This is a genomic window from Tolypothrix sp. FACHB-123, from assembly GCF_014697075.1.
Classification (GTDB): Bacteria; Cyanobacteriota; Cyanobacteriia; order Cyanobacteriales; family Nostocaceae; genus Aulosira.
Genome location: NZ_JACJRE010000042.1, coordinates 38318 through 64484, shown reverse-complemented (window position 1 = coordinate 64484; position 26167 = coordinate 38318). Strand labels below are relative to the sequence as shown.

Below are 26167 nucleotides of genomic sequence, written 5' to 3'. Positions count from 1 at the left end.
GGTCTGCGGAGACGGAAGGATATAGTTATGCAAGTTTTGTCCACAACAATTTTCTTAACCGAGTAAAGATGTTGTCGTGGCCTGAGTCTAGTTCAAGAAAAGGTATAGATTCCCCTTCTAATCTCCGTGCAATGTTCTCAAAGGCTGTAGCTGCTAACGAGGGGGTATCTGATAATACCAGAGGTTCGCCACGATTGGTAGAAACAATTACACGTTCATCATCAGGGATGACGCCAATCAAGGGGATGGCCAGAAGTTCCTGAACATCTTGAACAGACATCATATCATTGGCTCGCACCATTGCGGGTCTGATGCGGTTGATTATTAGATGAATTCGCTTAATTCCTTGTGCTTCTAATAACCCGACTACACGGTCAGCATCGCGGACGGCAGAAATTTCCGGGGTGGTGACAATTAAGGCTTCTTTGGCGGGGGCGATCGCATTTTTGAAACCCATTTCAATCCCCGCCGGGCTATCGATAATTACGTACTGGTACTTTTGCGCCAGTGCGTTTACCAATAACTTCATTTGATCGGGGGTGACTGATTCTTTGGTGCGATTTTGGGCGGCTGGTAACAGCACAAGGTTAGTTTGCCGCTTATCTTTAACTAAAGCTTGTTCTAAACGGCATTCTCTGGCTAAAACTTCTACCGCCGTGTAGACAATGCGGTTTTCTAGTCCTAGCAGCAAGTCTAAATTTCTTAGACCAAAATCTGCATCAACTAAGGCTACTTGACGCCCAATTTTGGCTATAGCCATGCCCAGGTTTGCGGAAACTGTGGTTTTACCCACTCCTCCTTTACCGGAGGTAACGACAATAATGCGAGTCATGATCGAAACACGCTCAATTAGGGTTTAGAAATTATAGTAATTACTTACGGCTCTAGATTCATCCGATTTAATTGGTTACGGGAAAAATCTATCGCCCTAGCGATGCGAATACCTTGGGGTGTGATATGCGCTACTTCCGGGGAAAACTGGGTAGGCGATTTTTCTGGTGCTCTAGCTACGGCGTCTGCAATCCGCAATTGGGTAGGTTCCATTTGCAAGGACATGATCAGACATTCCCGATTACCACTTGCACCAGCATGGGCGACTCCGCGTAACCGACCCCAAACTAAAATATCTCCATCTGCTACTACGCTACCACCTGGATTTAAATCTCCGTAGATGATGACGCTACCGGGATGACGAATTTCGACTCCCGAACGTACTGTCATTTCCAGATACAAAGCATCTGCTAAGGGAGTGGGTGCGGCTTTGGTTTCGGAACTGAGAGAACTTTCTGGTTGTAGTTGTTCTACAGAATAACCAGAAGATACAGCTGCGATCGCAGTTTGGCGGCGACTGGTAGCTACAGATTTTAGTTGGAGTTGGACTTCATTTAAGACCTCAGCTAGTTCTTGCAGTTGTCTGCTATCTAACAAGCGGTCTTTTGCCAGCAGATGTACTGGTGTATTGGCTACCCGAAAGCGATCGGCTTGTAGGCGTTGGCGCATTTGTTGCCAAATTTCATACCAGGTAAAGTCTGCGGCAGGTACTTGGGCTTCTGTGGGTAAAATTAATAAAAGTTTTCCCTCCTGTGTTTTCCATTGAACTTGAATATTATTTTTGACTTTATTTTCTGGGGGTACTAAATCTAGGGTATTTAAATCAGACAAGGCGGAAATTAAGTCTAAGTGAGAATTCGCCTCAGCTTGCTTTTCCCCTTCAGGATTTGCGGAATTTTCGACTGCATCTGTTGTTACAGAACTTTTCTCACCTTCTGGGTTGTCTTTTTTTGCTTCCCCATCAGTAGTCAGAGAATTTTGCTCTCCTTCAAGACTATCTGCGTTTAATGGTGCATTAGCCTTTAAAAATTGCAGCACAGAATTTAACTCTGTGTCAGGGAGAATAGCATTTGACTCGCTAGGCGAAAGGTTAGATTGGGCTTCTGCATTAGGAATTGCAGAATTGGACTCTAAATCGGCAGAATCAGAAGTCATACAACACCCGCCACAAGAGAAAGAATAATCTGAGCAACGATCGCTAATAAATTAGTTGCAGTTGGCAATAACATCCTCACCCCAGAAACTACTGAGTGCAGAGTATATCAGATTGTGGTGAAAATATTCACGCTGCTGTCTGCACTTTTTTCGTCAATCGCCGATAACTTGTTGCTAAAGCCTCAGCATCGCCAACATTACCAGGAAATAAGACGACGGGCAAATTCGGAAACTGGGGATGATCGATAGGTGTTAACACCATCGAACAACCTGCTAAGATTTGTCCCATTAATCGCGCTGAAGTTAAAGCCAATCCCGTACTTAAAACATCATTTGAGGTAATGCCGCCTTTACTAATCAAGAATCCTATATCAGATGGCAAACCTCGAACAATATCCATTAATAAACTAGAAACTTTACTACCAAACTCTAATCTTGTATTGACATCCGCAAAAGTTAGTTCTTGACGGCTGGTATAAACTACTGGTGTTTTACCAGCTGCATGTACTTCTTGGATAGTCGCTAAGATTTCAGTAAGTAATGTATCTGATGTATCTTCTTGGTTATTTAATAATCGCGCTACATTCACTTCAATGCCGACAGTACCATCTGCTTGCAACAGTGCTTCTAATTGTTGGGTAGTTTTTTTAACATGAGAACCAACAATGACTGCACCTGGTTTACCATCACGAACATACTCTGCCATATTTTCGGCGGCGATTGGTTGGGGAGGTAAGGCAGCTAAGGCTGTTAAGATACTGGCAGCACTGCGGAATAAAAAGCGTTTACCTTGACTGGCGGCTGCTAAAATATCAGCTGCTAAAGTGTTGAGATCGGCTTGAATTTCGCCATCAACAACAACGCACTGATTACCAGTTAATTGTAACAATCGCTGCAAACTACCTGCACGGATATCATCTAATAGAAATCTGGTGACAGACTCAGCCGGGATTTGTCCTTGAGTTTTTTCTTCTACGTATTTGGGTAAGTAACTGTGATGGTAGCCGAAGACAGAATCACGGGCGAATTCAGTTTCATGTACTGGCTTAGGTTTACCCTCAACAATTAAATAATGGATGCTATCGATGGTGATGCGTCCCCCCTCAAAAAATGCGGGAACGAGAAAATGCGCATCAAAGGGGCCGAGTTCTTGGGCGATCGCATCTGTTTCGATGGGATAATGTCCGCGTAAGGTGGAATCAGAACGGCTAACCACCAAGAAGTCGGTAATATTTTCGGCTTTTAAAGCGACTTTTAAATTTTGGCAGACTTCTTTAGTTACAGCTGCGGCTGATTCTGGGGGAAGCGATCGCGTATTTGTGAGAATAAAGAAAATTGGCGATTCATCTTGCAAACCGATGCGTAAAGTCTCCACATCCCAACGCATCAGCAGCAAACAGCTGTGGACTGTTTGGGAACCTGTTGGATCGTCATCCAGAACAATAATTTTCGGTTTGTTGGTCATTGAAGTCAACGTTTTGGAGACTGTAATTTATTAATTTCTGCTTGCACATCCAAGGCAATTTGCAATGATTGATTGAGAAATTGCGCATATTCTCCAGCTTGATTGCTCTGTTGCAAAGCTTGGAGATTAGCTAAATTATTGACAAATAACTCTTGATTGTTAGCAAGCAATTTTTTATTATCACGTAAAATTCGTTCGGTTTTCAAAGCGCGAACTAAATCTTCGCGAATCAGTTGTAACGCGGAGATAACGCGATCGCGATCGTCTATGCTGCTTTGACTGTTACCAGATGTGGCTAATTGATCGTTAATATCGATGGCGTTGATGACAGAGTGATATTTATCGACTTCATCTAAAAGGATAGTTAAACCTTGGGGACAAGTAAACTTACGCCAGAGCGATCGCCCGACAAGTACAGCAATTGGTACTAAGATTAATAACAGAATGCCTAATTTAATTGAAGAACCAATAGCAGGCAGAATAATAAACGCATAAATTCCCCCGACAATAATCGGCGTTAACGCCAGCGCCACCAGTCCCTCATTAATCAAAAAACCTAATCGCCTCTCGCGGTCTGCCATAATAGAAGGTCGGAAAACGTCTTCTGGATCGAACCCAGTTAAGCGTCTCAATTCTCCTTTACTGATTTCCAAACCTAATAAATCCGGCTGCACTGCTGGATACTCCTTAAGGAAGCGCGAGTTGCGTATATATTGTAGTCGGTTTGGTGTAGATGCGATGGTTGTTTATTAGTAGAAGCGGGGTTTACCCGCCCTTCCTCCCGCCATTGAAAACAATCTAATAATAGGATTTGGGTATTTTTTTATTTCTTCAGTCCCCAATTCTAATTAGGAAAGTTGGGAAAAAATAACTTAACTGCGCCTGCGGAAATCGCTAAGACAAAACCAACAACAACAGAACGATTGATAAACTCTTGAGTATCTAACCGCTTACTAATTCCTTGAATTTCCATTTCCAGTACTTTAATTTCTCCTTTTAACTCAGTTTCAAGAGTCCCAAGTTTTCCTTCTAGCTTGACTTGTCCGATTTTGATTTCGGTAACGTCTTCCTGAAGCTTGTCTAACTTCTGGTTAATTTGGCTTAAGACTTCCTCTAAGGAGTAAGTGACTGTAATGGGTGTTTGACTCATAATGAGTAGACGCAAAGCAGCTTGTCGTAGACATCGCATCAACTAACAATGCCATTGTATCAACTAACTTACCTGTCTAAGGTAAACCAACGGCGAATTAACTCTACCTGAAAGCGATCGCCTTCACCAACTTCTTCGATTAACTCTCGCTGTAATAGTAACTTGCGGGTAGTTGCAGCATAGGGAAACTGTTGTGATAGGGTTTCGTGAAGTGCGATCGCTCCTTCTCCTTGAGCAGCAATAAAGCGTAAAATTGCCCTACCATTATCATCTACTTGGTTATTTTCGATATCAGCTAGTAATTTCCTGAGTGCGTAATGGACACGCCGAAGTTACAAATGGATATGCCGAAGTTACAAATGGATATGCCGAAGTTACAAATGCATACGCCGAAGTTACAAATGCATACGCCGAAGTTACAAATGCATACGCCGAAGTTACAAATGCATACGCCGAAATAACAAATGCGTAGGCTAGCCAGAACCGCAAGCATCGCTATGAGATCATCGCTCCCACGCAGAGCATGGGAGCCAGTTAGGATAAAGGTTTTGCGTTAAGTTGACACAGGTGGTAGATGCCGTGCCCCTACAGTGTTGTCTATTTACCTGAAAATTGCTGTAAGCTATATACAGCAGATTGCCAGTTGGTTAGGTACAGATTATCGTTGATTGTAAGGGCACTGGCACTGCCATGCCCCGAAGCTTGTACCTCATTTACCTAAAATATGCTGTATATTTACCTTGTGGCTGTTGATGATGGGTGAAAAACTTTGTTGATATTTATTTAAGAGTTTGCACCCCAGAATATGCCAGAATTTTTGCGTCAACAGTTACTAACTGACAGCCATAAATTCTGGCAGTGGCTACAATAACTTGATCGAATGGATCTTTGTGAAAACCTGTGAGTTTGGTTGATTCAACGATAATTGGAATTGTTAGTTCGAGTAACTGTACACCTGGGTAAGCTAAAGCTGCTGTTAACCATACATCAATTGGATCGGGTATAGTTAACTTGCCAATCTCTACCAATTTCGCAACTTCCCAACAAGACATGATGCTGATTCCTAACCCTTGGGATTCATATTGTTGCAGCCAGTTTTGATATTTTGTTGTCAGTCTTGCATCACCTTGAACCCACCAAACCCATATATGGGTATCTAATACTATCATTGCAAGACTTCCCAATCTTCCAAAGGCACAGCAGGTTCAAAAGGCTCCTCATAACGGTATGGTTGTTTACCACGCAAAGGATAAGGATTCGCTTGTTGAGGATGAGTTTGGCTTTCTAAAATGATAATTTCCACTGCTTCCCCAGCCTGAAATGGTAGATCTTTGACGATCAAAGTTCCGTCTTCAGTTAATATTGTTTCAATTCGATGTGCTTTCATTGTTACTCTGCTAGCTGTGGATCTAATAAATGAGCAAACAATTTTATTTATCCTAGTTTACATGAGTTCCCCTCGTCGGAGCGCGGCTTGTCGTAGCCATCCCATGAACTAATGGCTCAAATAACCCAGCACAACCCGAAAACCAACATTAATATATTTATTCTCTCGCGCATTACAATTACGCACAGCTGAGCGACAATTCCAAGGATTCAGATTCCAGGAACCACCACGTACCAAGCGATTGTGATTATCACTCAGCCAAACCCTACCATCTGTAGGCGCACCATTGTAATTTTTGTGCCAGTTATCTTGACACCATTCCCAAGTATTACCATGCATATCAAATAAACCAAAAGGGTTAGCGGGGAAGGTTCCCACATCGGTTGTTTGTCCGCGAAATTCACCCTTTGTCCCGGAAGAGTATACGTAATTCCCGTTATAATTAGCTAAATCAGTTGTAATCGTTTCCCCAAAGCAAAACGGCGTAAATGTTCCCGCGCGACAAGCATATTCCCATTCTGCTTCCGTGGGTAAACGATAGGGTTTTCCTGTAAATTGAGTAAGTCGCGCACAAAATTCAACAGCTTCATCCCAAGATACTTGTTCTACAGGTCGATTAGCGCCTTTAAAATGGGATACTTCAGAATTCAAGGGAATATTTACCCTTTCAAAAGCCGCAACAGCTTTCCATTGACTCTGCGTTACCAGATACTTTCCCATGAAAAACGGTTGAATCGTCACTTTATGTTGTGGACTTTCAGAGTTATATCTTTCTGGTTCATCCTTTGGCGAACCCATAAGGAAGTCACCACCAGGAATTGCAACCATCTCTAAAACTATGCCACTATTACCCAACTTTTCAGCAAAAAACTTTGCTCGTCCGCGAATGCGATTAATTATCAAACTGTTGCTTTTCTTTGCTAATTCAGATTTCACAGTTAGAGTAGCAAATTCAAATTCAAACAGTTGAGTTTTTACTTCCACTTTTCCATGTTGTGGTTTTTCAGGAAGGACTCTGGCTTCTATCACCGCGATGTCTTCATCTCGTAATCCTAAATGTTGCTGATAATCTTGCAAATCTTTTTGCGTCGTCTCATTAAAAGGATAATGCTGTTTAACTGCATCAATTAAAACTTGTTCGTATTCCTGTAACTTCTTTTGATATTCGCGATATGGTTGCAGAACTTGTTCGTGAATTTCTTGTGTTTTCTCTTCAGATAACCCTAACTCAATCCGTTTAGCTTCCAATATTTTCAACGCAAAAACGGAAAAATTACCCTGTCCCTGTTGTGCGCGATTTCTCGCCTCTTGACGGTAGACTTGCTCCGCAGAAGGATTTAGCAAAAGTGTTGGCGGTACTTTTAACGCTTGCAATGCTTCGCCAGCATGGGAATAGCGTAAACTAAAGTGACGCCGCACCATATTATTTAATACTTCCGCCAAATGATCGTTAATTTGTACTTGATTGCGCCAGATAATTTCCCCTGTTAATGGATCTTCTGGTAATTGGGAGGGTAAAATACCAGTTAACGCTTGAATGATGGTCATCCCTAAAGCATAAACATCACTACCCAAGCAAGGTCTGCCATTTTTTTGTTCTGACGCCATATACCCCGAAGTCCCGATGACAACGCTGGAATAGACTTCACCTTGAGAATTTACCATTAAAGAACCAAGTTCTTTAACTGCGCCAAAATCAATCAAAAAAATTCGCCCATCTTCATGTCGGCGCATTAAATTCTGCGGTTTAATATCGCGATGTACTACTCCTTTACTATGAATAAAGGACAGAACTTCTAGCGCATCTTGCAACAACTTAGTTGCATAATCCTCACTCAATCGCCTACCGGGGATAATTTCTTGACTCAGGTCTTGTCCTTCGATAAAGTCCTGAACTATGTAGAGAATTTCATCCTCGCTAAAATGTGCAAGTAATTGGGGAATTTGCGTATGTTGTCCTAATTTTTCCAGAACAGCCGCTTCTTTTTCAAAGAATTCCACCACACGCGGATGGGATTGATTGGGACGCAATTGCTTGACGACACATAAAGGTTTGCTAGGTTGCAAATTATCCCTAGCCAGAAATGTTACAGCAAAACCACCGCCGCCTAGTTGCCGAATGATTTCGTAGCGTCCAGCCAGTGTGTTCAAGATGACTGTCAACCCCCAGAAACCTGATGAAGTTAAGTGTAATTGTCAATGATGGAATACGACAAGTCAACTTCAGCCTGAGTGCAGATGATTCGCATTGATAGAAGCGAGGTCTGCGGTTAAATTTGTTGACGCAGCAGATGCACAAAAGTTGCTTCCCCATAGGGGTATGGAATAATAAGCGATCGCATCTTACAGTACTCAGAACAAATTTAAAGTGCGCTATGATTTCAATAGACAATTGATTAGTAAATCATCAAATTTTGCCAGCTTCTTTAAGTGCAAAATCAATAACTGTTTGGCTTCAGCGAATATTGTGATTCAGCCTATTTTGAATAGCTGTTTTCATAGATAGAGGATAACCAAAAAAAGAGGCAGATAAATCATCCGCCTCTATCATGAAATTAGTAATGTAACTAGCTATTTAATTGCTGACAACAAATGACCAATGACAAATGACTAAGGATAAAGACCGCGATCGCTCAATGCTTGTGCAACTCTACCCACGCCTAAAGTGTAAGCTGCTAACCGCATAGTAATCTGTCTTTGCTGAGATTGTTCCATAACTTGACGGTAAGCATGTACCATCAAATGTTCCATTTCGCGATTCACCCGTTCTTCATCCCAGAACAAATAAGAAAGTCCTTGTACCCATTCCAAATAACTAACTACAACACCACCAGCATTCGCCAAAATATCAGGTAACACTACTACACCCCGCGCTTCTAGTGCTTGGTTAGCTTCTAAAGTTACTGGGCCGTTGGCTGCTTCGGCTACAATATGCGCTTGAATTTGATTTACATTCTCTTGGGTGATTTGATTTTCCAAAGCTGCGGGAATCAAAACATCGCAAGGTAAAGTTAGTAAATCTGCGTTGCTAATGGGTACGGTTTGCGGGAAACCAACAACACTGCGGTGATTCTTTGCAGCGTATGCTTTTAAAGCCGGAATATCTAAACCGATTTCCGAATATATTCCCCCGCTACTGTTAGACACAGCAATAATAATTGCTCCAGCTTCATGCAGCAATTCAGCTGCTGCCATACCCACATTACCAAAACCCTGAATCGCAACTCGCACACCTTCTAAGGATTTACCTCTATCCGCCAATGCTTCCCGGACAATAATCATGGTTCCGCGTCCAGTCGCCATTTCTCGTCCTCTGGAACCACCAACGGAAATTGGTTTACCTGTGACAACCCCTGGTACAGCATGACCGACGTTCATAGAATAAGTGTCCATCATCCAAGCCATTTCTCTGGCGGAAGTACCTACATCTGGTGCGGGAATATCTACAGAGGGGCCGATATCTTTAATTAATTCGCTGGTGTAACGGCGGGTAATTCTTTCTAATTCAGTAACACTATATTGTTTTGGATCTATAGCAATACCACCCTTTGCACCACCGTAGGGAATTCCTAACAACGCACATTTCCAAGTCATCAGCATTGCTAAAGCAGAAACTTCTCGCAGTGTCACAGCTGGATGGTAACGAGTACCGCCTTTATAAGGGCCTAAAATATCAGAGTGTTGTACCCGATGTCCGGCAAATACCCTGATTTCTCCATTATCCAGTCTGACTGGAATAGAAACTGTAACTACTTTACGTGGATGACTAAGGATTTCTAAAATTCCTGCATCTAATTTTAATTCTTTAGCTGCTGCTTCTAGGTAGCTACAAGCTTGATCGAATGGACAAATATGCGCTGGAGTCGCAGGTTCCAGTGGTAATACAGGTGTTGCAACCATAAAATTTTCTCCTAATCGCGGTATCTTTGCGAACCGGAAATATATATATGCCTAGCTTATCCTTTCTTTTAAAGAAAATTAGCATTTTTGTAGTTTTTGTTACAATTTTATTCAAGTTTTATGCATACGGCTAAAGTGCTGACTACGCGATCGCTAAAATTAGGGCGTTCTCAACAAAAGTTCATATTTTCGGTAAATGCTTTAGGATCGAGATACTGCTGTGAATCTGTTAGGTTTAATGCTATGAAAACTACTGTTACTGAGGTAAAATCTACTCTACCTTTACCTCCGGGTAACTTCGGGTTACCGTTAATTGGCGAAACAATTAGCTTTTTAAACGATCCCGACTTTACTCATAAGCGGTATCAAAAATATGGATCGATTTTCAAAACCCATCTGTTTGGTCGTCCTACAGTAGTAATGATTGGCGCTGATGCTAATCGCTTTTTATTAACCAACGAAAATCAATATTTTTCGATTAGCTGGCCGGATAGCACTAAAACTTTACTAGGCCCAGCATCTCTGTCTATACAAACGGGTGGTATACATCAAAAGCGGCGTAAGCTACTATCCCAAGCCTTTCAACCTAGAGCGCTGGCGGGATATGTCGGTAAAATGGCGGAAATTACCCAAGCTTATCTGCATAACTGGGAAAAGATAGGTGAATTGACATGGTATCCGGAGTTAAGAAAGTATACTTTTGATGTTGCCTGTAAATTGCTGATTGGTACAGATGCAGCTGCTGATAGTCATTTTGCTGAGTTGTTTGAGGAATGGTGCGGTGGTTTATTTACTCTTCCTATCAGGTTACCTGGAACTAGGTTTAGTCGGGCGTTGCGTTGTCGTCAGCAGTTGCTAGAGAAAATTGAGGAAATTATACTTCAGCGTCAACAACAACCTGATTCTTCTGAAGATGCTTTAGGGTTGCTTTTGCAAGCACGGGATGAAGAGGGTAATAGCTTGAGTTTGCCAGAACTAAAAGACCAGGTGCTACTATTACTTTTTGCTGGTCATGAGACATTAACATCTGCGATCGCGTCTCTATGTTTATTATTAGCGCAGAATCCAGCAGTTTTAGCACAAGCCCGTGCAGAACAACAGCAATTGGCTAAAGATGAACCGCTAACGATGGCGCATTTACAACAGATGCAATATCTAGACTTAATCCTCAAGGAAGTACTGCGAATTATTCCCCCAGTCGGTGGAGGTTTCCGGGAAGTAATTCAATCCTGTGAGTTTAATGGCTGGCGCATTCCTCAAGGCTGGTCGGTTCTCTACCAAATCGGTAAAACACATCATGATAACAGTGTTTATACTGAGCCAAAACAATTTAATCCCCAGCGATTTGCACCAGAACAAGCAGAGGATAAACCGAAACCTTTTAGTTATGTACCCTTTGGTGGGGGAGTTAGGGAATGTTTAGGTAAAGAGTTTGCCAAGTTAGAAATGAAACTATTCGCTGCACTTTTAATTCGTGGGTATAATTGGGAACTTTTACCAGAACAAGATTTAGATTTGGTGATGGTACCTACACCTAAACCCCGTGATGGTATGAAGGTAAGTTTTCGCTCTTTGAATCCAGAAGAAAAAGTATCTGTATATACTGCTGTTTAATAACCCCATACCCCACACCGCTTTTTAGAGTGTGGGGATGATATCAATTAAGGTGAGACAAACACTTCAGGGGTGAAACTTCCATGTAGACCGTAGGGTATATGATGCTTGAGATGCAAACGCGCGATCGCACCTTGATTTAAATCTCTTGCATCCAAAATTACCACATCTGACCGATGATGAGCTGCATCATAAACTAAAGCCAACAACCAACCATCATCTTCTGTTTCTCCACCTAGACGGGGAACGAAAACCGGCTCGCCCATAAACCCACGAGGTGCAGCACTCCAAAGTTGTTTCTCTCCCGAATCTAAATCAATTTTCAAAATTGCTTGCAAAGGAGCATTACCTGTCTCTGCATGAGTTGCACCTATATATAGATAACGATATTGGCGTCCGACGTTATTAGGATGAATGGTAGGAAACTCACAACAACGACTTTCAATTAACTTGCGTTCCACTGTTGTATTTTGCAGTTGCAATGCAAATCGCCAGAGTTTTCCTGGTGTATTGGCTTCAAAATTTACTTGGCGAAAATCGCTCTTAGGTTCAACTTCTGGTAAGGAATCGTAGCATATTGAGTCAATGACAATTTCATCACCTACTTCAAAAGCATTAACGTGATGAAAGATAAAACCTGCTTGTGTTTCTAAAATTTTGATGTCTTGTTTCCCGGCTTTGGGGTTACGAGGAATCACGATGATCTGAGTAGGTCGATCCAGATGAAATTTGATACATTCCCCAGCCGAACGGATTCCTAAAACCATCGGTATGGGATTGAAGGTAACGGGATTTTGGAAAAAGATGCAGTAATTAGGCGTAATTACAAAGTCATGAATAAAACAGAAACCAGGTACACTATGGTCATATTTTCTCACTATCTCCCCTGCTAGATTCAACTCAAAAATGGTTATTTTAGTAGAGAATTTTGGTTGAATGGAAAAGTTAACCAAGCAAGGTGCGCCATTATCTTGTTGACAACTGGGGTCTATCCGAGGATGGGCACTAAAAGGTTCACCTGTTGACAACGCACCATTAAAATATTCCTTTCCTAAAGTTTCTAAGGTATGTGGATCTAGGCGATGAGGTTCAGCAGCTTCCCACAGTGCTAATAATTTTCCACCCCAATAAATAACGTTGGTATTAGCAATTGTTTTAATTTTGAAATCGAGAAAATTAGCTAACCAACCACCTGGTTTTTGCGTACCAAATGCACCGCGATAAAGAATTTTTCCAGATTTTTGTTCTGCAATATATTCTTCAGTCTGCACATAGCGATTGCGATAATGGGCACGGCCATTAACAAAGCTAATGCGGCTAATCATCCCATCACCATCAAAAGGGTGATGAATCCGTTGACCGTTTACATCTAATAAACCAGGGCCGTTTCTAAACAATGTACCTTGCAGTTCTGGGGGAATTTCTCCTTCGATATCATCAATCCAATAATCAAATTCTTCATATAAAGATTCATACCCTCTTTGCCAATCAGCGCGAGTATAAGATGGTTCTAAAATGGAGTTTTCTGAAATTTTTGAACTCTGCATACCCTTAATATCCTCTTGTTATCTTGCACAAAGACACACAGGAAATTTCAACGTAGTTAGGGCTTAATTTCTTTAAAAATCAAGCACTAAAGTGCTTACTACGAAATAATTTGAATTTCCTTGTCTTTGAGCAAAATAATTGTTTATTATCGACTTTGAATTTGGCTGTTTGTCGCTTCTACCTCAGATATCAACTCAGGTAAAAACGGCTCATTTGCAGAGGCTGGTTGCAATGAGGAAATCTGAGTTTGCTCTTCTGCGGCTGGTAGCCAGCTGAGAAATGGTAATGGTAAAAGTGTGCTGAGGTTAGTAATTACTACTAGCAGCCACAGCAATTCAAAGTTAGTTTCGGTGATTCCTAACCAATGCATAGCGATCGCCCCAAATTCATAGGACACCATTCCTGCAAGGTTAGATACTGACATTAACAAAGCAAATAATGTGGCTTCTACTCCCGGAGGACAGATTCTCGCCGCTAATACCAACACAGGCATATAGGCAATTTGCCCCATAACGGTAAGAATCAAGCTATCACCTAAACTAAACCAGTGGTCATCTATACCTAAAGCCCGGTTAGTGTGAGTTACTAATAGCAGCATCGTCATTCCTAAAGCAGAGGAAAGTACTGTACTCCAACCAAAAATGACGCGAAAAGGTACGGTTTTCAGAAAACGTTGGAAAACCCAAATACCTAGTAAAGATGCAAAATTTGTAACTAGGCGTACCCGTCCCAAAAATTCTGGTGCAAAGTGCAATTCATTGGTGCTAAAAAAGAAAAATGCTGCATCAGCTGTTGGGGTAGCTTGCCAAATAAAGACAAAGGCGGTAGGTAGCCAAATTGCTTTTTGGGTAATAGCTTGGCGCAGTTGTACAAGTTGATGCTTGACGCTGACAAAGTTATTTTGCTCGGGATTTTCAGGATCTTTGTTAACTGGAGATTCAGCAATTAGCCAAGCTACAGCTGAAACTAATAGCGGGAAGATAGCGGTAATTCCAAATACAGTGTGTGTAGAGAAATGTTGTAGGAGCCAACCGCTTAAATAAGCTGTGAGTAAACCACCAACGGCGGAAGCACCCCAGCAAATAGATTGTAATGAACCGGCATCGGCTTGGGATTCTCCTCTGGCGCGTTCAACTACTAAAGAGTCAACGATCACATCACTAACTGCAACGGAAAGTGAGCCTAAAGCGATCGCTAAGGTAGCAGCCCAGGTAGTATGAACTATTGTTGCTAAACTCACCCAGGAAACTGTTCCCAAGATTCCCGATAAAATTAAATATGGTCGTCTACGATAGCCAAATATAGGCAAACCGTCGGAGATGAAGCCAAATAGCGGCTTGACAATCCAAGGTAAGGCGACTATACCTAAGAGCGCTGATACTTGCGTCGGACTCAGTAGCAGTTCATCTTTGAGGAAAAAGCTGACAGCTAAACGTGCCAACCCTAAGATACCTTGGACAAAGTAAACAGTAAGAATGGCGATTAACTCGGTACTTGGTTCATGACCGAAGAAAATTTTTGCTGTTACTGAGTCTTTGACCTTGGATAAGCCAGAGGATTGAATCAGCATTTGATGAATATTTTTTAAGTTTTATCTACTTTTCTATCATATCCATAATCTATGAACCTGGGCATCGGGCATTGGGCATTGGGTATTCTGTCACCCTTTTATTTCTAGCCCCTAGCCCCTAGTCCCTAGCCCCTCTACCTTGTCCCCCTTGTCAATTCAGCAAGGGCATAATTTCATCACACCAAGCTAACCAACCTGTTTCGTAGTAGATTCCCCGCAATAATGTCATGTACTGAAATTTTAAACTTTCTGACAATTCTTGGGGATTTTGGAAGTACTGACTCTGAATTTCTTGATAAATCGCTAGTCGCTGCTGATGTTGCTGACGGTGGGCTGACAGTTTTGCTATGAGTATTTCAGATGAAACCAAATGACCTGCATAAAGTTTCACGACTAAATCATCTTTGATAGCTACCATGTCCTCTGCTTCAGCAATCCACTGACACAATTGCTGTTTACCCAATCCTGTCACGGCATAAATTTTTTTGTCCGGTCGATTTTCTTGTTGTACAGATTCGGCTTGCAGCCATTCCTTTTCTTCTAAGCGGTTCAGTTCTCGATAAATCTGTTGAAAACTCGCACTCCAGAAAAAACCAACGGAACCTTCTACAGAAGGCTTGAAACGCTTGGCTAGATCGTAACCACTACTGGGGGCGCTGACTAAGGCTGACAGAATGGCATAGGTAAGAGACATGGGCGATGAGTTGACATATTCAATTAGTTGAATATACACTAAAAAATATATTCAACTAATTGAATAATAAGATTGTTGAATAGATAGTTTTAACTCAAGAGGATAAGTGCAATTATGTATTCCGTTTACCAAATTGATTTACCCGAACAACCAGAAGCGGTAGTTTTTGTTAACGGTTTTTTAGCACGCGATCGCGCGGGATTTTTCTGGATGTGGAAAAATCTCCTATGGATTAAGAATGCAACTATTCAGGCTGAAGGTTGCGTGCAAGTCAAAGCTGGTATTTGCGCACCCAATGAGGTAATTATGGTAAGTTATTGGCGATCGCAACTAGACCTCAAACAGTTCTTTCGAGGTGAAGCACATCGCCAGATGATGCAGTTTGTGATGAAAAATCCCCGCAGCCTGTGCTTATACAATGAGACTTATCACCCATTGCACAGTGGAAAATACAGCCACGAACCTCAAGGTATGGCAATGCTTTACGCAAGTTTAACCAGCTAAAATTTCTTGAGAAGCGATCGCTGGCAAGGATCAAAGTTCAGTGTCTTAATAATTATTTAGAACTAGAACTAGGTAGTGTTTCTGCGGTTGTAGAAGAAATTCGATTTACAACAAATATATTGCGATTCTTGTTACCTACTCTTTCATAAGTAAACTTGTCCACACCTTGAATAGTGAGGTAAACGCCTAATCCCCCTATCTTTCGTTGCTCCATAGGCAAATCCATATCATCTGGAAGAGCTTGCTTGGTGGGATCGTAGAATTCGCCTGTGTCTTCCAAGGTAATGGTTAAAGAATCATCGGTAAGTATAGCTTGGCAGATGACTATACCCTCGCGGCCAGCTTCTTCATAACCATGTACGATGATATTGGTTGCTATTTCGTCTACTGCCAGCCGGAGTTTATAAGAAGTCTTTTTGTCTAAGTTTGCAGTAGCTGCGGCTGCTAAGACATATTTTGCAATATCGCTCAAAGAGTCAAGCGTTCCTTCGACCGTTAAAGGTTCCATAAATTATCTCATTGATTGCCAGTAATTTTTTTACTAAATAGCCCAGAGAAATTACTTAATTTCTCTCTCATTGATTATTTTCTAATCGCTGCACAGCCAGCATGGTAATATCATCAAACTGCGGAGCATTATCCATGTAGGCAAATAAGTTGGTTTTGATCCACTCTAGAAGTTGACTTGCTGAAGCTGGCGGTGGTTGAAACAGTGAAAGCAGTCTCTGACTGGTAAACAATTTGTTATCTGGAGCACGAGCTTCTGTGACACCATCTGTATAACCAATCAAGATGTCACCCGGAGCAAGTTGCACCTGCTGCACTTTAAATTTCATATGGGGCATCATTCCCACTGCCGGGCCTGTTGGCTTGAGAGTCGCTTTCACACCTTGGGAATCAATAATAAATAATGGCTCATGTCCACCATTAACATAGTTAACTATGCCCGTTTTCGGATCTAAAACTCCAAAGAACAGCGTTGCAAACATGCTCATCTGTGCGTGCTGTTGAGCAATATAGTTATTAATCAGCCCTACAGCTTTGAGAGCTTGAGCCTGTTCCAGATTACTGCTCATCTGCACATCTGTTACACCATTTAATACCTCCTCATCACCGAGAATTGTCACGCTACACAAATTAGTCTGTCCGGAAAAAATCCGAATCAGACTGCGGAACAAAGCCATAAATAAAGCTGCACCTACACCCTTGTCGCACACATCTGCGATCACTAAACCTACATACCCACCAGGAAGCATGAAAGAGTCATAGAAATCTCCTGCTACTTGGCGTGCGGGATAAAAACAAGCTGCAATCTCCCAATCAGAGAGTTTTGGTAGATCTTCTGGCAAAAAATCTCGCTGAATCTGCCTACCTTTTTCTAATTCATAGTCCAGAGCTTGAGAATAAGCTTCTATCTCTTGTTTGGCTTGATCTAGAAAATTGTAAGATTCCTCTAATTTGGCGTATAATTCAGCATTTTCTAAGACTAATGCGATTTCATTAGCCGTTTTCTGCATTAAGTTGGCTATTTCCCAATTAAAGCAATGAGGCTCGCTATGTAGCAAGGTAAGAATACCTAACAAAACCTCTTCTTTGAGAATTGGCACAGCTAATGCTGAACGCACAGTATATGGCTGATTCGGCAGTTGTAACCAGCGATCATCTTCTATGGTGTCGGTAATCAATCCAATTTCGCGATGACGGTTTACCCAACCTGCCAGACCTTTGTCTAAAACGCTACCAATTAACTTGGAACGGGTATCTTTTGCGGTGGTCTTTTGCGTGAGAATACTGTCAGTAACTACTCCCTGACTATTGAGCAAAAATAGACTACCTGTTTCCGCCCCTGTGAGTTTGCAACAAACATGTAATGCTTCTTCTAAAGTAATTTTGAGCATTTCCTCCTGTTCGGGAGAACGTGCCATCGCCACTACCTTTGCCAACAGTTCTCTTTGAGCTTCAAAAGCAGCTTGTGCATTTCTCAGTGCAGCCACTTCTTGGCGCAACGACTCCAATTCTTCGTAATATTGGTCTTCTCTCAAAGGTTTGTGAGTATCCATAAATTTTATGAGGAGGTAGATCTTAGGAGCCGTTTTGCGCTACTGTGACCTAAATTCTCTGAAGAATATTAGTTAACATGGCGCACCAGTGACAAAATTTAAGAGTCACCTTGGCAGTGTATTTTTAAGTAAGGAAATTAAAGATGTTTTTCATTATACTTGAAAATTTTGCTCACAATCTAAGAAAAGCTAAAGGCTAAACAACTTTAGCCTTCATACTTCAAACTTGTTCCTAATTCTCTACTACCAGAATTAGGCTACTTCGTAGGTATCTTGGATAATCACGCCTTGATCGAAACCAGTTTTTTCTAGGGTGTCTAGCACTTGTTCTTGTCCACCGACTACATGAATATCAGCATCAGCACCCATTTTTTGTTTAGCAAAAATGAGGACGCGCAATCCAGCACTGGCGATATATTCAAGATCTTGGATGAACAACACTAGACGCTTCACTCCGGCTTTGAGGGCATTTTCCACCTCTGCTTTAAAAATGCCTGCGGAACTAGCATCTAGTTCGCCAGTTAAAGTAATTTTAGCGGTATCGTCTTTAATTTCCAGGGTTGCACTAAAAGTCATAATTTCATTCTCCGTTTTGCTAAGGTTTTGGTTGTTGATTGATATTTCGTCATTGTTAACGGACGAAACCCGAAGATTTATTTGCCTACTAGAATAACTAATGAGCGATCGCCTAGTAAAATTCCCTGCTGATTTTCTAGTTCTGGTTCTTTACCCTGCTCCCAGCTTGCTTCCCCAGCAGGCGCACCGGTGTTGGCAAAGATATGCCATTTCATACCCGCTGGCGGTTGGGGAATTTCAAACCAGTGAGCTTCCCAGTGCATATTCATGGCAACGTAAATATAGTTATCGTTGACTGTGCCACCTTTAGCGTGTTTGCCACAAAGCATAAAAGCTAGGGTACGACTAGCGTCTGACCAGTCTGCATTCCAAGCTTTAGTACCATGCCAGGTAATATCAGCATAGCCACTACCAACGTAGTCGCGATTTTGGAAGTGCCAGTGATTTCTCAGTACGGGGTGGGCTTTGCGAAAAGCGATGCAATGTTTAGCAAAGTTGAATAGGTCGGCGTTAGACTTTAACAGTTCCCAATTCAACCAGTTCAGCTCGTTATCGTGGCAGTAAGTATTGTTGTTACCGTTTTGAGAGCGTCCGACTTCATCACCCATGAGGATCATCGGTACACCTTGGCTGACTAGCAACAGAGCGATCGCATTTTTCATCTGCCGTTGACGCAAAGCATTAATACCTGGATCGTCTGTCCAGCCTTCTGCGCCACAGTTCCAACTATCGTTATCGTTGGTACCGTCGTTGTTGTTTTCTCCGTTGGCTTCGTTATGCTTACCGTTATAAGAAACTAAGTCAGCTAAGGTAAAACCATCATGGGCGGTGATGAAATTAATCGAAGTTGCAGGTGCGCGTCCCGCCCAAGCATACAAATCTGGTGAACCTTGCAACCTTTGCGCCATATCGCCAACTCTTCCCGGTTCGCCTTTGAGGAACTTGCGAATACCATCGCGGTATTTACCATTCCACTCCGCCCAGCGACCAAAAGCTGGGAAAGAACCGACTTGGTACAAACCGCCAGCATCCCAAGCTTCAGCAATCAATTTACATCTTGCCAAAATTGGGTCAAAGGCTAATGTTTCCAACAACGGTGGATTGGCTAGGGGTGCGCCCCAAGGATCGCGTCCGAGAATTGATGCCAAGTCAAACCGGAAGCCGTCGATGTGATACTCCGATGCCCAGTAACGCAAACAGTCAAGCACAATACTGCGCACAATGGGGTTATTACAATTGAGGGTGTTACCGCAACCACTAAAGTTGTAATAGTATCCCTCTGGAGTAAGCATATAATATGTCTTATTGTCAATACCCCGGAAGGAAATCACTGGGCCGTTTTCATTACCTTCGGCGGTATGGTTAAAGACCACATCTAGAATGACTTCAATGCCGTTAGCATGAAGTTCTTTCACCAGTGTCTTCAACTCATCGACCTGCATCCCAAACTTACCTGTGGCTGCATACCCTGCTTTGGGTGCAAAGAAACCCACAGTACTGTATCCCCAGTAGTTAAGTAATGTTTCACCTGTTTGGGGATTAGGACGAGAGTTTTCAAACTCGTCAAACTCATATACAGGCATGAGTTCGATGCAGTTTACACCCAATTCTTTTAAGTAGGGGATCTTCTCACGAATCGCCGCAAAGGTTCCTGGATGCTTTACCCCAGAGGACGGATGGCGGGTAAAGCTGCGGACATGCATTTCGTAAATAATCAAGTCTTCTGGCGGAATTTCCAGAGGTCGCTCTGATTCCCAGTCAAAGTCATCAAAGGCAATCCGGGCGCGGTGATGGTAAATATCGCTCCAATCTGGCGTTACGCCCCAAACATCCCGACCGCCAATAATTTTGGCATAGGGATCTAAGAGAATTTTGCTCTTATCAAACCAGTGTCCGGCTTTGGGATCGAAGGGGCCATCCATACGATAGCCATACTCGATTTCTTCATAATCCAAGTCAAACACCACCATGCAAAAAACGTTCCCAATCCGAAACTCTTCGGGAAAAGGAATTTCTGCAAAAGGTTCGGGCTGGTGTTTCTTAAACAGCACTAAAGAACAGGATTTGGCGTGACTGGAAAAAATAGAAAAGTTCACCCCGCCTGGAACTAGTGTGGCTCCAAAAGGGAAAGGTTTACCCCGACGGAGTTTAAAGCCGTCGTAGATATGGGTGGGATTAACGTCGATGCGCTCCATTATTCTTTGCTAGTGAGTGGAATGGCATTCAGCTCGGCCGATGGGGGAAACAGGGACGCGGTACAAAAAGCATTGCTAAAGCATTGCTTGACCGCGTCTGTTCCTTGGGGACTCAATCTTCTGGAGTTGATTAAGCAGGTAGAGGATGAACTTTAACTTGGAGAGATTTTAAGCCCGATTCTATGGTGTTGCTAATAGTGAAGAAATTAAGAAACCCAGTAACCTCCATCGTATCTTGAATCTCTGGTGCAACTCCTACCAGTACCAGTTGTCCTTCTTGATCGGCAAATTTGCGATGTAGGGATAGCAATGCACGTAAGCCAGCACTGGACATATAAGGAACTTTTGTTAAATCCAGCAGCAATTTACTTTTTGGTTGCACCAAAGGTAAAACTTGAGTTTGCACTTCTGGCGCGGTTTTGCCATCTACATCACCATCTAGCTCGACTACAGTGACTTCCTCTTGTACTGCTGAAGCTGCATCGCTTGTGTTGATTGCAGTTACTTGGATTTTGTTGACAATAATCTCCATAATTAATTACTTCCAGCAGACTAAGCGGTAGGGACAATTGTAACTTTGACTTTGAGTTGGGCTTTGGTGTCTGGTAGTTTCACAGTTAAGCCATCAGCGTCAAAATCGGTGTATGGTTGGTCATCGATCCAACAAGCACCTATCTTGATGCTACCAGGAGGTAAGATATCAGGCTGCACCCGCAGGATGTTGTCCTTGAATGCACCTGGTTGGGGTTTAAAGTATAGGTCTAGTGGTTGCTTGGTAATCAGTAGGTTAGTGTAGACTACTGATAAATAACATAGTTCTGTTGAGTGGTAAGCACTCATGGAGTGAGAGCCTTTGAAGCGTTCGTTACCCAACAGGTAAGGTAAGCCGTTAGCTAAAACGTTGAAGTAAACTGCACCGTCATCATGATCCAGGAAGAAAGCATTGTAGAAGGCAGCGGCTTCATGGGCTTGAACTTTGTATTCTGGCTTATTCAAGATACCGTAGAGAATGAGGTAAGCGAGAATAGCTTGTTCTTGTTGCCACCAAGCTTTGCGATCGTGCCAAACGAAGCGGTGCTGTTCTTCACCTTCAGCAAGAACCCGTTCAACTACGTCATACCAGCCGCCTCTTTGTTGGTCGCTACCAACTTTGGGCATCAGGTGAGCGATTTTTTCTGCTAGTTGTACATATTCTTCTTTAGACTTGAGGGAATTCATCCGCATCAAGTTCCAAGCAATTTTCAAGTTGTGACCGACAACGGCGCGGTTTTGCTGCCAACCCCATTCTTGGTCTTTGCTCCAGTCTTCAAAGAATTTCTCTTGGACAAAGGGGCTGTTGTCGTAGTCAGGGAAATATTTGGCGATGGTGTCAAAGGTGTATTCAAGGAAATCAGCGTATTTTTTCTCGCCTGTAGCTAACCACAAGTTGATTAGGTAGGCAGGTGCATGGTCACCGACTGAGTTCCAGTTTTTGCGTGCGCGGTTGCGACCTAAAGATTCGGCACGGGGATCGAGGGTAATCGGGTCAATGTGGGAGAAATAGCCACCACCGTCTTTATCCAGGAAGAATTTATCAAATAAATCCACGGTCATCTCTGCGTCTTTGAGAATGCGCGGATCGCCTGTAATCCGGTAGGTTTGAATCGGGCCAGCTAAAGCGTAAATTTGTTCGTAGGCGGGGATAGCGTCGTAGTCGTCACTAAACTCGGAAGTCAATAGCTTTTGTTCCCGACGACCAGTAACTTTAACCCCGTGATACCAGTAAATTAGGTTTTCATCAGGATCGTAGAAGCGCATGTGTTCGCGCAGATATTCTGTGCCTCTTTCTGCTGCTTCCAGAAAGCGGTCTTCACCGGTTAAGAGAAACGCTGAAGCGAAACCATAGACGAGACGAGAAATGGTATCAGTTTCTTGTAAAAAATCATCGCGCTTTTTACCTCCGGCTAAGTGTAGATAAGTGCGGTATTCGTGGTAATCAATTTCGCGATCGGGATAATTAAATTGCCATTTTAGGTAGCTGTCAGCAATCGAACGTATCTGTTTAATCCACCAGTCTGGTTCTTCGTGGCGATAGGAACCTGGTTTATCATTGGGGAATACTAGGGACTTAGCTTCAAATTTATAGCCATCTCCCTGGGGATAAAAAACACCGTAAGCAAATACGTGCTGACCTGGTACTAGCAGTTGTTCAATTTGTCCAGTGCAATCTCTGTAAGGCTCTTCTAGGTTTTGGGCAATTCTGGCATAAACAGTTGGAGTGAGATATGCTCTGTATTCTTGCTCACCTGAGGTTTTAATACCAAAAGACTTATCACTGGGGTTAAAGTCAGTGACGTAACCAGTGATTGTGTCTGAGATTGAGAAGTTTAGTTTGTTCATCTTTTACTGTTAAGGAAATAGAAGGGTAGATATTGTTGCTAAATCTAAATCTCGAGTTTATGTAGCCCTTTAGTTCAATTTGGCAGATTTGTTAGCGATCGCTACGCTGGAGTAATTGTTTGTAATAGTGCTTGAGGTAGTGAAGTGCTACTCTTGCTCTCAAGTAGTCTTGAGAATTGAATACAACCAACGTAATTTTTTTCCTGCTGGACAGGGTAGCTTGAGTTTTTATTCCCCTGGGAACAATGAGCCTAGAAAACACTACCAACAGGACAAGAGTTATTTTATCCCCTTTTACCTGGATATAGTAGTAAAAAAACAATATATGATAGTAATTTTACTTAAGTCATAGCTACGGAATATTGATCATCCTAAATTTCATCAGAATAACTTGATATGTATACACCTGAATAGCAACCAGTTACACAAATTCATGCTGAATTTTGGCTTTAGAGCGATCGCTGTTGCTGGCAAACCAGACTTACTTTGATCGCTGAAAAGTACTATGGTTAGGAATACGGTTGTGCACTAACACAACCGTATTCATTAGATCGCCTTACCCTCAAATAGTCTGGACAACTTCTTGATTCCGAGAGTTGGTTTTTTCGATTTCTTTGACAAACTCTTCCATGAATTGGTCTACAACTCCTGGGTGTTTACCTGTAATCAGATTGCCATCAATCACTAAATCAGCTGTGACATCGTTGTCATAAACAACCTCTGCACCAGCATTTTCAACATCACAAATAATGTTATGGGCACAAGTTACTTTCCGACCTTGAATTAAATCTGGATCGGCACAAAATAGCCACAAACTATGACAAATAGTTCCTAATTTCACATTATCTGTGGCCACCGCTCTGCGCAAAAAAGCCACCGCAGGAGCTTGGTTTTTTTGCCCTTTCTTGACATTAACTTGATATCTCAGGCGATCCATCGCATAGGCACCAATGCAAATTATGCCTTTATAATCAGCAGGGTCAATATCTTGAACTTCGGTGCTAACTGTAACATGAAGTTCTATTTGATCGTTTTCTGGATTAGAACCAAAGTGTAACTCTTTATTACCCCATAAATGAGATACATACTCTACTTCATAACCTTTTTCAGGAAAATACTCATTGAAGCGGCGAAACTCTGTGGCATCAAAATGTTCTTCAATCAGTACAGCGATTTTACCTTTACTAGCAGTCATGTTATTACCTCTGACAAAATAGTTTTTCAAACCTCCAACTATACTTTAATTAATTTCAACAGTTCTGGAGCTGCGAACACATCACGGTAGAAGGTTAATTGTTCACTCTTGAAGTAGCAAGCTCCTCTATGTCCCCGTCTTACCCAACAAACGCTACCTTTGGCTAATGTTTCACCAGTTGCATCATCTAAACACTGCCATTCAAAATGCACAAATTCGCTCCAAAACTGGACTATAGGCCAGGTCATTGTTACGCCTGGTTGAGCAATTAAAGCCCACCAATGTTGCTCTCTTTCTTTTTGCTCATCTAACCCGTAGTAGGGGCCGTCCTGACATAAATAAACTAAATCGCTGCGATATTCTCCTGTTAAAATATCTCCTCTGCCTTGACGCAAAGCTTCACAGTGAGTTGGCCACCATTCTTTGTTTTCTTTTTCAATTTGCTCTGGAGTATAGTCTGTCCCAATTTGGGGCAATTTTTCTTCTTTTAAACTAATAAATTTCCAAGCATCTTCTATAAGTTTATCTTGCTGTTCTTTAGATACAAGTCCTGGTCTGGAATAATCAGCAGATAAATCTTGGTAGTAGTTGATGCGCTTTTTCATGTTTTAATATCTCCTGTACTTGATCGATTTATTTAGTAGTGATCGACATCCAAAACATTAACGAACCTTACTCATGAGGTCAACTATATTGTCTTGCAATTGATTAACTGCGCCGATGTCGGTAATTAGTTTGGCAACAGTAGAACTTCTTTGTCCAGCTAAAGTCATCTTGCTGTCATATACAAATACATAGGCTGTTCTTTCGGGAAACGGGCTAATTTGTCTGACATACTTAGCTTGTTCTTTGGTAGCAGCTTGATATTCAACTGAAGCAAAGAATATTTCCATGTCTAAACGGGTCGTCAAATAACTCTACAGTAATTCCCTGTCTCTTCCACAACAGTACGTAAAAGCTTACCTTTCCTGGTCGATCGCGCTCGGCATAGTTATGAGATCTCATGTGTTTTTCTATTAGATGAAAAAACTATTAACGAACCTTGCTCATCAGCTCAACTATGTCGTCCTGCAATTGATTAACTGCACCGATATTAGTAATTAGTTCGGCAACAGTAGAACTTCTTTGTCCAGCCAAAGTCATTTTGCCGTCATAAACAAATGTATAAGCTGTTCTTTCGGGGAAGGGACTAATTTGTCTGACATACTTAGCTTGTTCTTTGGTAGCAGCTTGATAGTCAACTGAAGCAAAGAAAATTTCCATGTCTAAACGGGTAGCAAAGGCAATTTCAAATGCAGCTTGGTATTGCCTTTCTGGTGCTTCGTAATGCGATACTCCCGCTGCATCGGGACGGGAATTATCAACTTCATCAAATAAATGCAAGCGCAATTTTAAAAGATGTGGATTATGGCTAATTTTGCTAGCGAAAACTTCTTTTAAATATTGACGAAACTCTTCTACACTTACGCCATCAGCTTTGCGCAATAGAACATGAAATTTTTCAACACCAACTACGCCGTTAGGGCTACCATTTTCAATACCATCTACATAGGTGATAGAGTTACCTGGACTAGTGTTATAGCCAATGGCTTTGCTAAATAAGTTGTGTTCGTCATCCATGAGAATGGCAGCTGCTTGAAACCAAATTTGCCGCTCTTCGGGGGACTTAAAGGTTAATTCTGCAATGCCATCAAATTGATCTTCTTCTGGTAAAGTTTGAGAAACACCGGGAATTTCTGGAAAGACTCCACCTTGATTATGGGCTACATGAAATTGCCAGTATTGATATTGACCAGGAAGTCTAGCGCAAACTGGGCCGTGAACGTTGCGCCAATAATCATCGTATAACTCCAGAGTAATTCCTTTTCTCTTCCATAAAGGTACGTAAAAGGTTACTTGTCCATCGCGATCGCGCTCGGCATAATTATGAGTGACCATTTAATT

General features: G+C 42.1%; 26 protein-coding genes. 3 read left to right on the top strand and 23 right to left on the bottom strand.

Going from position 1 to position 26167, the window contains the following annotated elements; genetic code table 11:
• Window positions 1-25: 25 nt before the first annotated feature.
• From minD to H6G41_RS23840, 5 genes are all read right to left on the bottom strand, one after another.
• A complete protein-coding gene (minD, locus tag H6G41_RS23860; RefSeq protein ID WP_190749286.1) occupies window positions 26-832 on the bottom strand; it encodes a septum site-determining protein MinD in 807 nt (268 codons plus the stop codon).
• Window positions 833-876: 44 nt separating this feature from the next.
• The gene (gene minC, locus H6G41_RS23855; RefSeq protein ID WP_190749284.1) at window positions 877-1986 is read right to left on the bottom strand and encodes a septum site-determining protein MinC; all 1110 of its coding nucleotides are present in this window, start codon (window positions 1984-1986) and stop codon (window positions 877-879) included.
• A gap of 127 nt (window positions 1987-2113) precedes the next feature.
• A complete protein-coding gene (locus tag H6G41_RS23850; RefSeq protein WP_190749282.1) occupies window positions 2114-3451 on the bottom strand; it encodes a four-carbon acid sugar kinase family protein in 1338 nt (445 codons plus the stop codon).
• A 5-nt stretch (window positions 3452-3456) separates the two neighbouring features.
• Entirely contained in the window at window positions 3457-4125 is a 669-nt protein-coding gene (locus H6G41_RS23845) for a hypothetical protein (RefSeq protein ID WP_190749280.1), read from the bottom strand.
• Window positions 4126-4295: 170 nt separating this feature from the next.
• Complete coding sequence (locus H6G41_RS23840; RefSeq protein ID WP_190749278.1) at window positions 4296-4601, bottom strand: hypothetical protein; 306 nt, start codon at window positions 4599-4601, stop codon at window positions 4296-4298.
• A gap of 317 nt (window positions 4602-4918) precedes the next feature.
• On the opposite strand from H6G41_RS23840, the gene H6G41_RS23835 reads away from it, so the two are divergent.
• Complete coding sequence (locus H6G41_RS23835; protein WP_190749276.1) at window positions 4919-5062, top strand: hypothetical protein; 144 nt, start codon at window positions 4919-4921, stop codon at window positions 5060-5062.
• Between the two features lie 318 nt (window positions 5063-5380).
• Here H6G41_RS23835 and H6G41_RS23830 read toward each other — a convergent pair whose 3' ends face one another.
• From H6G41_RS23830 to H6G41_RS23815, 4 genes are all read right to left on the bottom strand, one after another.
• The gene (locus tag H6G41_RS23830) at window positions 5381-5770 is read right to left on the bottom strand and encodes a type II toxin-antitoxin system VapC family toxin (RefSeq protein ID WP_190749274.1); all 390 of its coding nucleotides are present in this window, start codon (window positions 5768-5770) and stop codon (window positions 5381-5383) included.
• A complete protein-coding gene (locus tag H6G41_RS23825) occupies window positions 5767-5988 on the bottom strand; it encodes a hypothetical protein (protein WP_190749272.1) in 222 nt (73 codons plus the stop codon). The genes H6G41_RS23830 and H6G41_RS23825 overlap by 4 nt, the downstream gene beginning before the upstream one ends.
• A gap of 108 nt (window positions 5989-6096) precedes the next feature.
• A complete protein-coding gene (locus H6G41_RS23820) occupies window positions 6097-8139 on the bottom strand; it encodes a bifunctional serine/threonine-protein kinase/formylglycine-generating enzyme family protein (protein ID WP_190749270.1) in 2043 nt (680 codons plus the stop codon).
• Window positions 8140-8598: 459 nt separating this feature from the next.
• Window positions 8599-9888, bottom strand: a complete 1290-nt coding sequence (locus H6G41_RS23815) for a Glu/Leu/Phe/Val dehydrogenase (protein WP_190749268.1) — start codon at window positions 9886-9888, stop codon at window positions 8599-8601.
• Between the two features lie 243 nt (window positions 9889-10131).
• On the opposite strand from H6G41_RS23815, the gene H6G41_RS23810 reads away from it, so the two are divergent.
• Window positions 10132-11502: a cytochrome P450 gene (locus H6G41_RS23810; RefSeq protein WP_190749266.1), complete on the top strand. Its 1371-nt coding sequence runs from the start codon at window positions 10132-10134 to the stop codon at window positions 11500-11502.
• Between the two features lie 47 nt (window positions 11503-11549).
• Here the strand turns inward: H6G41_RS23810 and H6G41_RS23805 are convergent, their stop codons facing one another.
• The 3 genes from H6G41_RS23805 to H6G41_RS23795 form a co-directional block, all read right to left on the bottom strand.
• On the bottom strand, window positions 11550-13049 hold the full coding sequence (locus tag H6G41_RS23805) for a carotenoid oxygenase family protein (protein ID WP_190749264.1): 1500 nt from the start codon (window positions 13047-13049) through the stop codon (window positions 11550-11552).
• 146 nt (window positions 13050-13195) lie between these two features.
• Window positions 13196-14620 carry a folate/biopterin family MFS transporter gene (locus H6G41_RS23800; protein WP_190749262.1) on the bottom strand — a complete coding sequence of 475 codons (1425 nt, stop codon included), beginning with the start codon at window positions 14618-14620 and terminating at the stop codon, window positions 13196-13198.
• 151 nt (window positions 14621-14771) lie between these two features.
• Window positions 14772-15314 carry a PadR family transcriptional regulator gene (locus tag H6G41_RS23795; RefSeq protein WP_190749260.1) on the bottom strand — a complete coding sequence of 181 codons (543 nt, stop codon included), beginning with the start codon at window positions 15312-15314 and terminating at the stop codon, window positions 14772-14774.
• 114 nt (window positions 15315-15428) lie between these two features.
• Here H6G41_RS23795 and H6G41_RS23790 point away from each other — a divergent pair, with 114 nt between their 5' ends.
• The gene (locus H6G41_RS23790; RefSeq protein ID WP_190749258.1) at window positions 15429-15818 is read left to right on the top strand and encodes a monooxygenase family protein; all 390 of its coding nucleotides are present in this window, start codon (window positions 15429-15431) and stop codon (window positions 15816-15818) included.
• Between the two features lie 52 nt (window positions 15819-15870).
• Here H6G41_RS23790 and H6G41_RS23785 read toward each other — a convergent pair whose 3' ends face one another.
• The 11 genes from H6G41_RS23785 to H6G41_RS23735 all read right to left on the bottom strand — a co-directional run bounded on the left by H6G41_RS23785 (window position 15871) and on the right by H6G41_RS23735 (window position 26161).
• Window positions 15871-16326 (bottom strand): anti-sigma regulatory factor, encoded by a 456-nt coding sequence (locus H6G41_RS23785; RefSeq protein WP_190749256.1) that lies wholly within the window; start codon window positions 16324-16326, stop codon window positions 15871-15873.
• Between the two features lie 67 nt (window positions 16327-16393).
• Window positions 16394-17878 carry a PP2C family protein-serine/threonine phosphatase gene (locus H6G41_RS23780; RefSeq protein ID WP_190749254.1) on the bottom strand — a complete coding sequence of 495 codons (1485 nt, stop codon included), beginning with the start codon at window positions 17876-17878 and terminating at the stop codon, window positions 16394-16396.
• A 252-nt stretch (window positions 17879-18130) separates the two neighbouring features.
• Window positions 18131-18493, bottom strand: coding sequence for an STAS domain-containing protein (locus H6G41_RS23775; RefSeq protein ID WP_308796353.1), 363 nt, complete (start codon window positions 18491-18493; stop codon window positions 18131-18133).
• 38 nt (window positions 18494-18531) lie between these two features.
• A complete protein-coding gene (gene glgX / locus H6G41_RS23770; protein ID WP_190749251.1) occupies window positions 18532-20649 on the bottom strand; it encodes a glycogen debranching protein GlgX in 2118 nt (705 codons plus the stop codon).
• Between the two features lie 130 nt (window positions 20650-20779).
• Window positions 20780-21181, bottom strand: a complete 402-nt coding sequence (locus tag H6G41_RS23765) for an STAS domain-containing protein (protein WP_190749249.1) — start codon at window positions 21179-21181, stop codon at window positions 20780-20782.
• Window positions 21182-21201: 20 nt separating this feature from the next.
• Window positions 21202-23028, bottom strand: a complete 1827-nt coding sequence (locus H6G41_RS23760; protein ID WP_190749247.1) for an AGE family epimerase/isomerase — start codon at window positions 23026-23028, stop codon at window positions 21202-21204.
• Between the two features lie 562 nt (window positions 23029-23590).
• Window positions 23591-24223 carry a DJ-1/PfpI family protein gene (locus H6G41_RS23755; protein ID WP_190749245.1) on the bottom strand — a complete coding sequence of 211 codons (633 nt, stop codon included), beginning with the start codon at window positions 24221-24223 and terminating at the stop codon, window positions 23591-23593.
• Between the two features lie 38 nt (window positions 24224-24261).
• A complete protein-coding gene (locus H6G41_RS23750) occupies window positions 24262-24828 on the bottom strand; it encodes a hypothetical protein (protein ID WP_190749243.1) in 567 nt (188 codons plus the stop codon).
• Between the two features lie 57 nt (window positions 24829-24885).
• Window positions 24886-25116: a hypothetical protein gene (locus H6G41_RS23745; protein WP_190749241.1), complete on the bottom strand. Its 231-nt coding sequence runs from the start codon at window positions 25114-25116 to the stop codon at window positions 24886-24888.
• Window positions 25091-25228 (bottom strand): hypothetical protein, encoded by a 138-nt coding sequence (locus tag H6G41_RS23740; protein ID WP_190749239.1) that lies wholly within the window; start codon window positions 25226-25228, stop codon window positions 25091-25093. Before H6G41_RS23740 ends, H6G41_RS23745 begins: the two co-directional genes overlap by 26 nt.
• Before the next feature lie 27 nt (window positions 25229-25255).
• Window positions 25256-26161 (bottom strand): EthD domain-containing protein, encoded by a 906-nt coding sequence (locus tag H6G41_RS23735; protein ID WP_190749237.1) that lies wholly within the window; start codon window positions 26159-26161, stop codon window positions 25256-25258.
• Window positions 26162-26167: the final 6 nt, after the last annotated feature.

Excerpts from the sequence above, each read along its gene's own strand:
- H6G41_RS23795 (WP_190749260.1), bottom strand. The coding sequence starts at position 15,314 with ATGTCTCTTACCTATGCCATTCTGTCAGCCTTAGTCAGCGCCCCCAGT.
- H6G41_RS23785 (WP_190749256.1), bottom strand. The coding sequence starts at position 16,326 with ATGGAACCTTTAACGGTCGAAGGAACGCTTGACTCTTTGAGCGATATT.
- H6G41_RS23740 (WP_190749239.1), bottom strand. The coding sequence starts at position 25,228 with ATGAGATCTCATAACTATGCCGAGCGCGATCGACCAGGAAAGGTAAGC.
- H6G41_RS23825 (WP_190749272.1), bottom strand. The coding sequence starts at position 5,988 with ATGAAAGCACATCGAATTGAAACAATATTAACTGAAGACGGAACTTTG.
- H6G41_RS23830 (WP_190749274.1), bottom strand. The coding sequence starts at position 5,770 with ATGATAGTATTAGATACCCATATATGGGTTTGGTGGGTTCAAGGTGAT.
- H6G41_RS23840 (WP_190749278.1), bottom strand. The coding sequence starts at position 4,601 with ATGAGTCAAACACCCATTACAGTCACTTACTCCTTAGAGGAAGTCTTA.
- H6G41_RS23745 (WP_190749241.1), bottom strand. The coding sequence starts at position 25,116 with ATGGAAATATTCTTTGCTTCAGTTGAATATCAAGCTGCTACCAAAGAA.
- H6G41_RS23790 (WP_190749258.1), top strand. The coding sequence starts at position 15,429 with ATGTATTCCGTTTACCAAATTGATTTACCCGAACAACCAGAAGCGGTA.
- H6G41_RS23735 (WP_190749237.1), bottom strand. The coding sequence starts at position 26,161 with ATGGTCACTCATAATTATGCCGAGCGCGATCGCGATGGACAAGTAACC.
- H6G41_RS23765 (WP_190749249.1), bottom strand. The coding sequence starts at position 21,181 with ATGGAGATTATTGTCAACAAAATCCAAGTAACTGCAATCAACACAAGC.
- H6G41_RS23805 (WP_190749264.1), bottom strand. The coding sequence starts at position 13,049 with ATGCAGAGTTCAAAAATTTCAGAAAACTCCATTTTAGAACCATCTTAT.
- H6G41_RS23755 (WP_190749245.1), bottom strand. The coding sequence starts at position 24,223 with ATGACTGCTAGTAAAGGTAAAATCGCTGTACTGATTGAAGAACATTTT.
- H6G41_RS23750 (WP_190749243.1), bottom strand. The coding sequence starts at position 24,828 with ATGAAAAAGCGCATCAACTACTACCAAGATTTATCTGCTGATTATTCC.
- H6G41_RS23835 (WP_190749276.1), top strand. The coding sequence starts at position 4,919 with ATGGACACGCCGAAGTTACAAATGGATATGCCGAAGTTACAAATGGAT.
- H6G41_RS23850 (WP_190749282.1), bottom strand. The coding sequence starts at position 3,451 with ATGACCAACAAACCGAAAATTATTGTTCTGGATGACGATCCAACAGGT.
- H6G41_RS23780 (WP_190749254.1), bottom strand. The coding sequence starts at position 17,878 with ATGGATACTCACAAACCTTTGAGAGAAGACCAATATTACGAAGAATTG.
- H6G41_RS23815 (WP_190749268.1), bottom strand. The coding sequence starts at position 9,888 with ATGGTTGCAACACCTGTATTACCACTGGAACCTGCGACTCCAGCGCAT.
- H6G41_RS23810 (WP_190749266.1), top strand. The coding sequence starts at position 10,132 with ATGAAAACTACTGTTACTGAGGTAAAATCTACTCTACCTTTACCTCCG.
- minD (WP_190749286.1), bottom strand. The coding sequence starts at position 832 with ATGACTCGCATTATTGTCGTTACCTCCGGTAAAGGAGGAGTGGGTAAA.
- glgX (WP_190749251.1), bottom strand. The coding sequence starts at position 20,649 with ATGGAGCGCATCGACGTTAATCCCACCCATATCTACGACGGCTTTAAA.
- H6G41_RS23760 (WP_190749247.1), bottom strand. The coding sequence starts at position 23,028 with ATGAACAAACTAAACTTCTCAATCTCAGACACAATCACTGGTTACGTC.
- minC (WP_190749284.1), bottom strand. The coding sequence starts at position 1,986 with ATGACTTCTGATTCTGCCGATTTAGAGTCCAATTCTGCAATTCCTAAT.
- H6G41_RS23800 (WP_190749262.1), bottom strand. The coding sequence starts at position 14,620 with ATGCTGATTCAATCCTCTGGCTTATCCAAGGTCAAAGACTCAGTAACA.